The following is a 13,599-nucleotide window of genomic DNA, read 5'->3' as shown; positions in this document are numbered from 1 at the left end:
TCGAGGACACTGACAAACAGCGTTGAGGATGCGCGGGACCCGTCTCGCCGAAGGGGATTTCATGAGCAGTTTCAAATCATACCGCGCTCTCGCGACGTTCGGCCCGACGACGCACACGCGCCTAGCACTTCGCGTCAGCGCCACCGCGCTCGCCGCCGCGCTGATCCTGCCCGGCCAAGCTGTCTTCGCGCAGGTCGCGCCGTCGAGCGTGACGCCGGGGACCGCGAACGCCAACCCGACCGCAGCTGCACAGGTCGATGCGGTGACCACCGCCGCCGAACCGACGCCGCAGCCCGCCGACGCGGTGCCGGCCACCCCGCAGGACGCACCGGCACCCGAAGCAGCGGCGCAGGACGACGCACCGGGCGGCGGCGAGATCGTCGTCACCGGCATCCGTGCCGGCCTCGAATCCTCCGCCAAGATCAAGCGCCAGTCGGTCCTGATCGTCGACTCGGTGTCGGCCGAGGATATCGGCAAGCTGCCCGACGTGTCGATCGCAGATTCGCTCGCGCGTCTGCCTGGCGTGACCGCGCAGCGGCTCGAAGGCCGCGACCAGCGCCTGTCGATCCGTGGGCTCGGCCCCGATTTCTCGACCACGTTGCTCAACGGCCGCGAACAGGTGACCACCGGTGACAATCGCGGCGTCGAGTTCGACCAGTATCCGTCGGAATTCTTCAAGACCGTCAACGTCTACAAGTCGGCCGACGCGTCGCTGATCGCGGCGGGCGTCGCCGGCACGGTCGACCTGCGCATGCTGCGTCCGCTCGACCAGGCACACCGGGTCATCGCGGTCAGCGCACGCGCGCAGATGAACGGCATCGACAAGCTCAATCCCGACGGCACGCGCTACGGCTATCGTGCGTCGGCGACCTATGTCGACAAGTTCGCCAACGACACGCTGGGCATCGCGATCGGCGTATCCGCAACGCAGACGCCGTCGCAGAACGAGCGCTACAACGCGTGGGGCTATAGCGGCACCGGCACCGCGAGCGACCCGTACCTCGTCAACGGCGCCAAGCCCTATGTCCAGTCGAACAAGCTGAAGCGCTATGGCGGCGTCGCCACGATCGAGTGGCAGCCGTCCGACACGTTCCATTCGACCTTCGACGCGCTGTATTCGCATTTCGAAGAAACGCAGATCCTGCGCGGCATCGAATTCCCGCTGGCCGGCCAGCTGACGACGCCGACGTCGCCCAACGGCACGACGGTGTCCGGGGTGACCGTCAGCAACGGCTTTGCCACGGGTGCGACGTTCAGCAACGTCTTCGCGGTGCAGCGCAACGACTATAACCAGCGCAAGGCGGACAATTACTCGTTCGGCTGGAACAACGACCTCAAGCTGACCGATACGATCCACCTCAACGTCGATGCGAGCTGGAGCCGCGCGGACCGCACCGACTTCCTGCTCGAGACGAACACAGGCACCGGCTTTGCCAAGAGCGGCGCGGCGGACACCGTCACCGTCAAGCAGAACGGCAACGGCACCTACACCTTCGCGCCGACGCTCGACTACACCAACACCAACATCTTCAAGCTGACCGATCCGCAAGGGTGGGGCAACAACGGCAATCAGCCGGTGGTCCAGACGGGCTTCCTCAACCGGCCGAGCTTCAAGGACGACCTGAAGTCGCTGCGCGCCAGCCTGAACGGCGAGTTTTCGGACAGCGTCGTCAAGGGCTGGGAAGCTGGCGCCAACTACAGCCAGCGCAAGAAGACCAGCGCGTACACGTCGTACTTCCTCTGCCCGAGCGGCGGCGGCACCAACTGCACCGTCGCCAGCGGAACGCCGCTCAGCGGCAACGTCCCCAGCGAGGCGCTGCTCGGCTCGAACGTGGCACTCGACTATCTCGGCATCCCCCAGATGCTGACGCTCGATCCGCTGTACCTCTACAACCAGTCGCTGACCTCGGCGTTCGACGGCCGTCCCTCGGCACTCGTCCGCGACAACGTCGTGCTCGAGAAGATCTGGACCGGCTATGCCAAGGTCACGATCGACGGCCTGGTCGGCGACAAGCCGCTCAAGGGCTCGATCGGTGCGCAGGTGGTGCATTCGGACCAGAGCTCGACCGGGCAGATCGCCAGCGTCGTCGGCGGCGCGGTGACGATCGCCCCCGTGACGCAGTCGGTGAAGTACACCAACTTACTGCCCTCCGCGACGATGTCGGTCGAACTGGTGCCGCTGGGCTTCGTCAAGGTCGGCGCGTCGCAGACGATGGTGCGCCCGCGTCTCGATCAGGAGCGCGTCACGCAGGACGTCGCGATCAACCTGACCAATATCGGCCAGACGCCTGCCGGGCTGTTCCCGGTGTTCACCTCGACCGGCGGCAACGTCAACCTGAAGCCCTATCAGTCGACCAACGTCGATCTGTCATTCGAGAAGTATTTCGCAGGGGGCGGCTATGTGGCGCTGTCCGGCTATTTCAAGCACCTGACCGACTTCGTCGACCCGAACAACTCGCTGCCCTATGACTTCTCCGCGCTGCTCCCCGCACTGACCGCGGCGCAGCAGGCGCAGGTGATCGCAGCGGGCCAGACGACCGGCAACGTCTCCTCGCCCGCCAATACCGGTCGCGGCGAAGTGCTCGGCGTCGAGGCGACCTTGTCGCTGCCGTTCAAGGCGATCACGTCGGCGCTCGACGGGTTCGGCATGTTCGCGAGCGGCAACTACACGCAGTCGACGATCAAATATGGCAGCAACCCGACCGAGGCGATCACGCTGCCCGGCCTGTCCAAATACACCGCCAGCGGCACGATCTATTTCGAGAAATGGGGCTTCCAGGCGCGCGCGAACTATCGCTACCGGTCAAGCTTCCTCGCCGAGGTCGCGGGTCTGTCGGCCAACCCGACCTACCGCACCGCGCGGTCGGAGGGCATCCTGGATGCGCAGATCGGGTATGAGTTCCAGTCAGGGCCGCTCGCGAACTTCGCGATCCTGGCGCAGGCGAAGAACCTGACCGACCGGCCGTTTGTTACGTACCAGAACGACGATCCGCGCCAGGTGATCGATTACCAGCGCTATGGCCGCGATTATTATGTCGGCATCACGTACAAGTTCTGATGCCGATAGCGGGGCGGCCGACGCCGCCCCGCGCTTGCTCCGCAATGGCGGCACCTGACGGTTTCGAGGCGGGGACGCAGACGATGGCCAATCACCCTTTGCGTATCGTGATAGCCGGTGGCGGTACCGCCGGCTGGATGGCCGCCGCTACCTTCGCGCGGTTCCTGGAGACGGGATACGAGATCGACCTGATCGAGTCCGATGCGATCGGCACGGTCGGCGTCGGCGAGGCGACGATCCCGCAGATCCACCTGTTCAACGACGCGCTCGGTCTCGACGAGGACGCGTTCCTGCGCGCGACGGGCGGTACGTTCAAGCTGGGGATCGAGTTCATCGACTGGTTCAAGCCGGGCCGTCGCTACCTGCATGCGTTCGGCGATGTCGGCCGCGATGTCGGGCTGTTGCCGTTCCACCAATATTGGTTGCGCGCGCGGTCGCTCGGGCTCGCCGGCGACCTCGGCGCCTATTCGCTCAACACGCATGCCGCGCTCGCCAATCGCATGCAACGCGGACCTGCGCGCACCGCCCGCACGCTGCCGTCGATGCCGTACGCCTATCATTTCGATGCGGCCCTCTACGCGCGCTACCTGCGGCGCTATTCCGAGACGCGCGGCGTCAACCGGATCGAGGGGAAGATCGTCCGCGTGACGCGCGACGGCGATAGCGGCGATGTGTCCGGGCTGGTGCTCGAGAATGGCACGACCGTCGCTGCCGACCTGTATATCGATTGCACCGGGTTTCGCGGGCTGCTGATCGAGGAGGCGCTCGGCACGGGGTATGAGGACTGGACGCACTGGCTGCCGTGCGATCGCGCGATCGCCGTGCCGTCGGCGCGCGGCGAAAAGTTCACGCCCTACACGCGCTCGACCGCGCACGCTGCCGGCTGGCAGTGGCGGATCCCGTTGCAGCACCGGACCGGCAACGGCGTCGTCTATTCGAGCGCGCATATGAGCGAGGACGAGGCGACCGCCACGCTGCTGCGCGGGCTCGACACGCCGGCGATGGCCGATCCGCGCACGATCACGTTCCGCACCGGTCGTCGCAAGCGGATGTGGAACCACAATGTCGTCGCGCTGGGATTGGCGGCGGGGTTCATGGAGCCGCTCGAATCGACCAGCATCCACCTGATCCAGTCGGCGATCGCGCGGCTGCTCAAGCTGCTGCCGGGGCGAGTCATCGCCGAGGCCGATCGCACCGAGTTCAACCGCCAGAGCGACTTCGAATACGAGCGCATCCGCGACTTCATCATCCTTCACTACAAGGCGACCGAGCGTGACGACACGCCGTTCTGGCGCCAGTGCCGCGACATGGCCGTGCCCGATACGCTGGCCGCGAAGATCGCGTTGTGGCGCGGCAATGGTCACATCGTACGCGAGCATGAGGAGCTGTTCACCGAAGTCGGCTGGCTGCAGGTGCTGGCCGGACAAGGCATCGTGCCGGACGGCCATCACCCCCTGGCAGACGCGATATCGACCGCCGACCTGGGCGAATTCATGGACACGATCGACAAGCTGAACGCGCGCGAGGCGCACCAGATGCAGGACCATGCGGCGTTCGTCGCCCAGCATTGCGCCGCCGCGCCGAGCCTTGCGGCATGACCCCCGCCGACGCCCCCCTTCTACGATCGAGACCGATGACCGCTACCCAGACACCGACGACGCCCTGGTGGAAGGGCGCCACGATCTACCAGATCTATCCGCGCAGTTTCGCCGATACGAATGGCGACGGGATCGGCGACCTGAACGGCATCACCGCGCATCTCGACTATGTCGCCGCGCTCGGCGTCGACGCGGTGTGGCTGTCGCCGTTCTTCACCTCGCCGATGAAGGATTTCGGCTATGACGTGTCGGATTACCGCGACGTCGATCCGATCTTCGGCACGCTCGACGATTTCGACGCGCTGATCGCACGTGCGCATGCGCTGGGCCTCAAGATCATCATCGACCAGGTCTATTCGCACACGTCGGAGGAGCATGACTGGTTCCGGCAGAGCCGCGCGTCGCGCAGCAGCGACAAGGCCGATTGGTATGTCTGGGCGGATGCGAAGCCCGACGGCACCCCGCCGTCGAACTGGCAGTCGGTGTTCGGCGGCCCGGCCTGGACGTGGGATGCGCGGCGTGGGCAATATTACCTGCACAATTTCCTCAAGGACCAGCCACAGCTCAACGGCCACAATCCCGCGGTGCAGGACGCGTTGATCGGCACGGCCAAGTTCTGGCTGGATCGCGGTGTCGACGGCTTCCGCCTCGATGCGATCAACTTCGCGATGCACGACCCCGCGCTGACCGACAATCCGCCCGCGCCTGCGACCAACCGCGCACGCACGCGGTCGTTCGATTTCCAGCTGAAGCTGCACAACCAGAGCCATCCGGACATCGTCGGCTTCATCGAGCGGATCCGCGCGCTGCTCGACGACCATGGCACCGGGTTCACGGTCGCCGAAGTCGGCGGCGACGACAGCGACCGCGAGATGAAGCTGTTCACCGGCGGCAACGGACGGCTGAACAGCGCATACGGATTCGACTTCCTGTATGCGGACCGACTGACGCCCGACCTGATCGTCGACGCGGTCGGAAACTGGCCCGATACGCCCGGGCTCGGCTGGCCGAGCTGGGCGTTCGAGAACCACGATGCGCCGCGCGCAATCTCGCGCTGGACGACGCCCGACCGGCGCGAGGCGTTCGCGCGGATGAAGATGCTGCTGCTGGTCGCGCTGCGCGGCAACATCTTCCTGTACCAGGGTGAGGAACTGGGGCTCACGCAGGTCGACATCGCGTTTGCCGACCTGCTCGATCCCGAGGCGATCGCCAACTGGCCGCTGACGCTGTCGCGCGACGGCGCGCGCACGCCGATGCCGTGGATCGGTGCGGCGGCGGATCTCGGATTCGGCAGCACGCGGCCTTGGCTCCCCTTCGGCGAGGACCACCGGGCAATCGCCGTCGACGTGCAGGAAGCGGACGCGACGTCGTTGCTGCACTGGACCCGGACGCTGATCGCCGCGCGGAAAGCGCATCCTGCGCTGCGGACGGGCAGCCTGCGGATCGTGCACAGCGACGACGCGGTGATCGCGTTTGAGCGCGTGTGCGACGACGAGACTCTGCTCTGCGCGTTCAATCTGGGCGAGCAGCCGCGCGACTGGCCGATCGGGATCGCGACCTATGGCGACTGTCTGTTCGCGACCGAGGGCGCCGACACGACGAGCCTGCCGCCGCTGTCGGGGCTGGTGCTGCGGCGGTGATCGACGGGCTCGGCCAGCACATCGTCATCCTCGGCGGCGGCACCGCCGGGTGGATGACCGCGTGCCTGATCGCGCATCGCTGGCGTGCACGCGGCATGCGGGTCACGCTGGTCGAAAGCCCGGAGATCGGCATCGTCGGCGTCGGCGAAGGATCGACGCCGCAGCTGGAGCACTTCTTCGACACGCTGGGCATTGCCGAGGACGCGTGGATGCCCGCGTGCGACGCGACCTACAAGCTCGGGATCGGGTTCGAGGGCTGGTCGGACCGTGCCGGGTACGAGCGCTATTTCCACCCCTTCCCCACCGCGCTCGACGGCCACACCGCGCCGCAATTCTTCTACAACGCGCGCGCGCGCCGAACGGGCCGCGATGTCGAGGCGCATCCCGACCGGTTCCTGCTCCCCGCCCGCCTCGCCGCCGCGCACTGCGCGCCGCAGCCCGCCGAGAGCTTCCCGTTCGAGGTGAGCTACGGCTATCATTTCGACGCGTACAAGGTCGGCGCGTTTCTTGCCGGACATGCGACCGGGACGCTCGGCGTCGACCATCTCCAGCGCCGGATCGCCAACGTCGAGCGCATCCCGACCGGCCAAATCACGGCGCTGATCGATACCGACGGCGGGCGGATCTCCGGGGATTTCTTCGTCGACGCCAGCGGGTTTCGCAGCACGATCTTCGCGGCGCTCGACGTCCCGTTCGTCAGCTATGCCGACGCGCTGTTCAACGACCGCGCGGTGGTGATGCCGACCGCGCACGCCCCCGGCGCGCCGATCCCCAGCCAGACTCGCGCCACCGCGCTGTCGGCAGGCTGGGCGTGGCACATCCCGCTGACCAGTCGCAACGGCAACGGCTATGTCTATTCCAGCCGCCACCTGACCGAAACGCAGGCCGAGGCCGAGCTGCGCGCGCACGTCGGGACCGAGGCTGGCGAAGCCCGCCACCTCAAGATGCGCGTCGGTCGCGTGCGTGACAGCTGGTCGCACAACGCGCTAGCGGTCGGGCTGGCGCAGGGCTTTCTCGAGCCGCTCGAAGCGACCGCGCTGCATTTCGTGATCGCGACGGTCGAGGCGTTCCTCGACGGGGTGGACGCAGGCGGCGCGACGGATGCGGTGCGAAACGCGTTCAACGCGCGGATCGCCGCACGCTATGACGGCGTCCGCGATTACATCGTCGCGCATTACAGGCTGAACCAGCGCCACGACGATCCGACCGGCTATTGGGCGCAAGCGCGCGGCATCGAGGTCCTGTCGGACGACCTGAAGATGCTGATGTCCGCCTGGTTTACCGGCGCCGACATGGTCGCGGCGATCGATCGCGCCGGGCTTGCCCGCTATTATTCCGCGATCAGCTGGCACTGCCTGTTCGCGGGCTACGGCACCTTTCCCGAGCCTGCGCGGCTGATCCCGCCCGGTGCGGATATCGACCCGGTCGACATGACCCGGATCGACGATTTCCTGACCCGATGCGCGATGAATTTCGGGTCGCACGCCTCTCGTCTCCGCGCCGCGGACCTCAAGGATATTGCATGAAACATATCGCCCTCCTGCTCGCCGCGACCGCCGGCCTGTGCAGTGTCCCCGTCCAGGCGCAGACGAGCACGCTCGCGGCGCCCACGCTCACCCCGCGCAATGACGGCGTCGAGGTTCGTGCAGGCGCGACGACCCTGCGGATCACCGCGATGACCGACGGGCTCGTCCGCGTCCGCGTCGCCAAGAACGGCGCATTCGCCGAGGATGCGAGCTGGGCGGTGACGGCCGCGACCCGCAAGCAGACCACCAAGGTGACCGCTGCCCCCGACGGCTTCGCGACCGCCAGCGTCCGCGTCCGCATCGGTGCGGGCGGCGCGATCACGTTCGAGACGCTCGACGGCAAGATCATCTCCGCCGACGCCGCCCCCGTCACCACCGACGGTAAGGCGTTCACGATCGCCAAGACGCTGCCGATCGCCGAGCATTTCTACGGTCTCGGCGACAAGACTCAGGGGCTCGACCGCCGCGGCCACGGCTTTGTCGACTGGAACACCGATGCGTTCGGGTTCAGCAGCGCAGACGATCCGATCTACAAGTCGATCCCGTTCTTCATCGGCAGCGGCGGTGCGGGCGGCAGCTACGGCATCCTGCTCGACAACACTTATCGCACCTGGTTCGATTTCGGCCACCGCGATGCCGAGACGCTCTCGTTCGGCGGCCCCGACGGCCCGATCGACTATTACTTCATCGCCGGCCCCTCGATGGCGGAGGTCACGCGGCGCTATGCCGACCTGACCGGCCACGCCCCGCTCGCGCCGAAATGGGCGCTCGGCTACCAGCAGTCGCGCTACAGCTATGGCAGCGCCGACGAGGTCCGCCAGATCGCCGCCCGCCTGCGCAGCGATCGCGTGCCGACCGACGTGATCTGGCTCGACATCGGCTATCAGGATCGCAACCGCCCGTTCACGACCGACGCCAAGACCTTCCCCGATCTGCCCAAGCTGGCGTCCGAGATGAAGGCGGACGGGATCAAGCTCGTCGCGATCACCGATCTGCACATCGCCGCGGTCGAGCAGGGCTATGCGCCGTACCAGAGTGGCATGAAGGCAGATGCGTTCATCAAGAACGCGGACGGCACCCCCTATGTCGCGCCGGTCTGGCCTGGCCCGTCGGTGTTCCCCGACTTTACCAAGACCACCGCACGGACCTGGTGGGGCGAGCAGTATAAGGGGGTCCTCGACGCGGGGATCGCAGGCTTCTGGAACGACATGAACGAGCCGGCGATCTTCGAGACGCCGACCAAGACGATGCCGCTCGACACGCGCCACCGGATCGACAGCGACGATTTCGCAGGCCGAATCACCGATCACCGCGAGGCGCACAACGTCTACGGCATGCTCAACACGCGCGCGACCTATGACGGCCTGCTCAAGCTGCGCCCCGACGAGCGCCCGTTCGTGATGACGCGCGCCAGCTACGCCGGCGGGCAGCGTTACGCGGTGACCTGGACCGGCGACAACAGCGCGACCTGGGATCATCTGAAGCTGTCGGTGCAGCAGATCATCAACCTCGGCCTGTCGGGCTTCGGCTACAGCGCCGCCGACGTTAGCGGGTTCGCAGGGGGCCCGAGCCCCGATCTGCTCACGCGCTGGACCGAAATCGGCGCGTTCACGCCGGTGTTCCGCAACCATTCGGCGACCGGCACGCCGCGCGTCGAGCCCTGGGTCGACGGCCCCGACCATCTCGCGATCCGCCGCCGCTTCATCGAGGAGCGCTATCGGCTGATGCCGTATTTCTACGCGCTGGCGGACCAGAATGCGCGGCTAGGCGATCCGATCATGCGCCCGGTCTTCTACGACTATCCGGCAGCCGCAAGCGCGTCGTGCGACCAGTCGATGGCGTTCACGCTGGGCAAGTCGTTGCTGGTCGCGCCGCCGCCCAAGCCCGAATCGCCGCAGACCTACGACGTCTGCCTGCCCGCGGGTGGCTGGTACGACTATTGGACCGGCCAGCGCGTCGGCACGCCCGAACCCGCCGCCGCCGGGCCGATCCAGTCGGCGACGCAGGCCGTACCCACCGCGCGCACGCTCGGCGACCGCGTGATCGAGACGCCGCGGCTCGATCACCTGCCGGTGTTCGTGCGCGCAGGAACGATCCTGCCCCGCCAGCCGCTGGTCCAGAGCACGAGCGAAACCCCGAACGGTCCGCTGCGCCTCGACGTCTATCCCGGCGCGGACTGCATGGGGACGCTCTACGAGGACGATGGCCGCAGTCTGGCCTACACGCGCCGCGGCTATTTCCGCCAGACGGTGCGCTGCACGATCACGCCGACCGGCCTGTCGATCGACTTCGCCAAGCCCGAGGGCAGCTTCAAGCCCTGGTGGAAGAGCATCGCGGTAACCGTCCACAACTGGGCCGGTGCCGGCGCGGCGCTGGCGAAGACCACGCGGGTGGCCGTGGTGAACAACAATGCTGCAGCGACCGCAACGGTGACGGTGCCCATGCAGGCGCGCGCCGGTACGATCGCGATCGACGGACGGCAGGCGCGCTCGAGCTGATCACGGCCGTACCGCGACATGATCGAGCCAGATCGTGTCGCGGTACGGCGCGGCATTTCGAGCCAACGGATCGCAAGATCCGCTGGCGATCATGCCCGCATCGGCCATTTACCTAAACGGAAACGCAAACTATTCATAGCGTTACCGACGAAGCACATATTTACAACTTATCTTCCCAATACAGCCGCGATGTCGTACTGTTTCTTCCAGTATCTGCCTCTAATTCGGCGGGATATGCGTGGCGGCGTCGATCTAGACCGTCAGTCCAACATACTCGGTTTTAGAGACACTGCGACATCGATACGACACTTGCCCGTTTCTTCGACACGCTTGCCACCGGCGCCTCGCTAGATGAGGACGACCGGAATCACCTGTTCCAATTGCCGTTCGCGCGGAAGACCTATCCAGCCGCGGGCTATCTGATGCGGCAGGGCGACCGGGGCGATGCCTTGTCGATCGTGCTCGACGGATATTGCTACGGTCAGAAGGATGATGGCGAGGGAAAGTCTCAGATCGTCTCGCTGGCAATCACCGGGGATAGTATCGGGCTTGAGCATCTCTACTTGCGGGCGGTGGATCACGACACGCGCGCGCTGACCGGCGTGGTCGTCGCGACGGTTCCCCTGGCGGCAGTGCGACAGATCGCCGCGCGCCGCCCGGCGATCGCGCAGGCTTTGGGGGTCCATCAGGCGATCCGCCACGCGATCACGCGCGAATGGATGGTCAATATCGGCGCGCGCGACGGCCTGCGCCGCGTCGCGCATTTCTTGTGCGAGTTCGCGGTGCGCAGCGACGCCGCCGGTCGCACCCCCGAGGACGGCTATGAACTGCCGATGTCGCAGGAGCAGATCGGGCAAGCGACTGGATTGACCGCGGTCCATGTCAACCGGATGCTCAAGACGCTCCACACCGCCGGGCTGGTCGAGCGAAGCTGGCGTCACGTCCGGTTCGCGGACTGGCACGGCCTTCGCGACATCGCCGGCTTCTCGACGGATTATCTGCATGCGGGACAGCAAGTGCGGATACCGGCGCCCCCTGCCCCCTAGCCGAACTATTGCCCGCTCGATGCAACCATGATGCCGTCTGTACCGGGTTCGAAACAGCCTGGCTCGAGGCGAGTCTTCACCGAGCAAATAATCGGAACGGCATAAGATAGTATCCAGTTTCACCCGTGAAACCGCACGCATGCGAATCCAGTCCGGCGGGCTACTCTGTAACATATGGTAATAAGTTGGTTAAATATCCGCTGACGTGTGATTTTTTCACAACGGCAGCATGTTTCTATCTTGTATTAATTTCAGAAGACTTACATAGGTTAAGAGCGGAACATCAGTCCATCCCGCGCGACTCCAAGCGCCGGGTTTGGGCTCGGTATTCACGCTTCGACCATCCGATTTGATGGCGGTGCAGCTCGACGCAGATCGGGCCGCTGCGATCCGTTAAGGCTTCGTCCTCGCTTCGGGCGCACTACCCCCCTTCGAACGGCTCCCGCTGCTGCGGATGGGAGACTCGTGCCTTCCATCCGCGGCGACTTTCGAGGTGTTCATGTTCAAGTCGACCCTATGGGCGGCCGCGCTTGCGGCTGTGAGCCCGGCTGCCCTGATGGTTTCGGCCCAGGCTGCGGAGGCGCAGGTTCCCATCGGTGCCGGCGGACAGCTCCAGCAGATCCCGCCGACCCCGCTCGTCGAGAAGCCCGCGCCCGAACTCGGGTTCGAGCGCAAGACCCCGGTCGCGATTCCGGCAACCGGCGGCCCCAAGACACTTGTCCGCTCGCTCCGCGTGAGCGGCGCGACGCTGTTTCCCGAAGCCGACCTGATCGCTGCGTCCGGATTCACGCCGAACAGCGAGCTCGATCTGGCCGACATCAAGACGCTCGCCGTACGGATCACGGCCTATTATGCCAGCCGCGGCTATTTCGTCGCGCAGGCCTATCTTCCCGAACAGGACGTGCAGAGCGGCACCGTAACGCTCGCGGTCGTCGAGGGGCGTTTCGGCGCGATCGGCGTGAAGAATGAATCACCGCTGTCCGATCGTGTCGTGAACGGAATTCTCACCGGGCTCGACGTCGGCGATCCGGTCGCAGCCGCGCCGCTCGAGCGCCGCCTGCTGATGCTGTCGGACCTGCCGGGCGTACGCGTCGGCTCGACACTGAGCCCCGGCACTGCGGTCGGGACATCCGACCTGCTCGTCAACGTCGCGCCAGGCCGCAGCATCACCGGCAGCGTCGACGCCGACAACGCCGGCAACCGCTACACCGGCGCGTACCGCGTCGGCGGCGTGGTGAACTGGAACAACCCGACGGGCTCCGGCGACGTGCTCAGCCTGCGCGCGCTGACCTCGTTCACCGGCCTCGCCTATGGCCGCGCAGCCTATCAGGCGCCGATCGGCCAGGTCACGCTGGGCGTCGCCTATGCGCATCTCGAATATTCACTCGGCAAGGAATTCGACAGCCTCGACGGCAGCGGCAATGCCGATGTCGCCAGCATCTATGCGAGCTATCCGCTGATCCGCTCGCGCAACAACAATCTGTACGTGACCGTCGGCGGCGACGTGAAATGGTTCGACGATCGGATCGGCATCGTCGACACGACCAGCTATCGCCGTGCGCAGGTCATCACCGCAGGGCTGAGCGGCGACGAGCACGACACGCTGCTCGGCGGCGGCTGGAGCGCCTATTCGCTGAGCTATTCGGTTGGCAATCTCGATATCCGCGGCGCCTATGAGCGGTCGATCGATGCGCTGACCGCGCGCACCGACGGCAGCTACGGGAAGCTGCAGTTTAGCTTCGCGCGGTTGCAGACGATCGCCGGCCCGCTGTCGCTGTTCGCCTCGGCGCGCGGGCAGATCGCGTTCAGCAACCTCGACATCTCCGAGCGGATGGAGCTGGGCGGTGCCTATGCGGTGCGCGCTTATCCCGAGGGCGAGGCTTACGGCGACCAGGGCTATGTCGCGACCGCCGAGGCGCGGGTGGCCTTGCCGCAGATCGTGCCGGGTGCGCTCCAGCTGTTCGGGCTCGTCGATGTCGGCGAGGTCGATTACGTCAAGCATCCGTATTTCACCGGCTCGAACCACGCGAAGCGCAGCGCCTATGGCGCCGGCCTGGCGTGGAGCGCACCCTACGACTTCACGGTCCGCGCGACCTATGCGCGCAAGCTTGGCGATGCCGATGCGACGTCCGCGCCCGACAAGTCGGGCCGCGCCTGGTTCCAGGTTTCGAAAAGCTTCTGACCGCGCTGCCAGACTCCGCTGGCCAGCCCAAATTCTGCGGCCCGACGCCGC

At 66.3% G+C, this 13,599-nt stretch carries 7 protein-coding genes; all 7 read left to right on the top strand.

Features of this window, described 5'->3' with window-relative positions:
* Positions 1–61 precede the first annotated feature (61 nt).
* The 7 genes from C8J26_RS12360 to C8J26_RS12330 all read left to right on the top strand — a co-directional run bounded on the left by C8J26_RS12360 (position 62) and on the right by C8J26_RS12330 (position 13,548).
* Positions 62–3,058: a TonB-dependent receptor gene (locus C8J26_RS12360; RefSeq protein WP_244185284.1), complete on the top strand. Its 2,997-nt coding sequence runs from the start codon at positions 62–64 to the stop codon at positions 3,056–3,058.
* Between the two features lie 44 nt (positions 3,059–3,102).
* On the top strand, positions 3,103–4,656 hold the full coding sequence (locus tag C8J26_RS12355) for a tryptophan halogenase family protein (protein ID WP_244185283.1): 1,554 nt from the start codon (positions 3,103–3,105) through the stop codon (positions 4,654–4,656).
* A 35-nt stretch (positions 4,657–4,691) separates the two neighbouring features.
* Positions 4,692–6,296 carry an alpha-amylase family glycosyl hydrolase gene (locus C8J26_RS12350; protein ID WP_244185282.1) on the top strand — a complete coding sequence of 535 codons (1,605 nt, stop codon included), beginning with the start codon at positions 4,692–4,694 and terminating at the stop codon, positions 6,294–6,296.
* Positions 6,293–7,822 carry a tryptophan halogenase family protein gene (locus C8J26_RS12345; protein WP_107958371.1) on the top strand — a complete coding sequence of 510 codons (1,530 nt, stop codon included), beginning with the start codon at positions 6,293–6,295 and terminating at the stop codon, positions 7,820–7,822. Before C8J26_RS12350 ends, C8J26_RS12345 begins: the two co-directional genes overlap by 4 nt.
* Positions 7,819–10,320: a glycoside hydrolase family 31 protein gene (locus tag C8J26_RS12340; protein ID WP_107958369.1), complete on the top strand. Its 2,502-nt coding sequence runs from the start codon at positions 7,819–7,821 to the stop codon at positions 10,318–10,320. Before C8J26_RS12345 ends, C8J26_RS12340 begins: the two co-directional genes overlap by 4 nt.
* A gap of 380 nt (positions 10,321–10,700) precedes the next feature.
* On the top strand, positions 10,701–11,366 hold the full coding sequence (locus C8J26_RS12335) for a Crp/Fnr family transcriptional regulator (RefSeq protein WP_107958367.1): 666 nt from the start codon (positions 10,701–10,703) through the stop codon (positions 11,364–11,366).
* Between the two features lie 499 nt (positions 11,367–11,865).
* Positions 11,866–13,548 (top strand): ShlB/FhaC/HecB family hemolysin secretion/activation protein, encoded by a 1,683-nt coding sequence (locus tag C8J26_RS12330; protein WP_107958365.1) that lies wholly within the window; start codon positions 11,866–11,868, stop codon positions 13,546–13,548.
* Positions 13,549–13,599 lie beyond the last annotated feature (51 nt).

Source organism: Sphingomonas aurantiaca (assembly GCF_003050705.1).
In the GTDB taxonomy this organism is placed as follows: domain Bacteria; phylum Pseudomonadota; class Alphaproteobacteria; order Sphingomonadales; family Sphingomonadaceae; genus Sphingomonas; species Sphingomonas aurantiaca.
The sequence above is the reverse complement of the archived record's forward strand: the minus strand, read 5'-3'. Positions and strand labels throughout refer to the sequence as shown.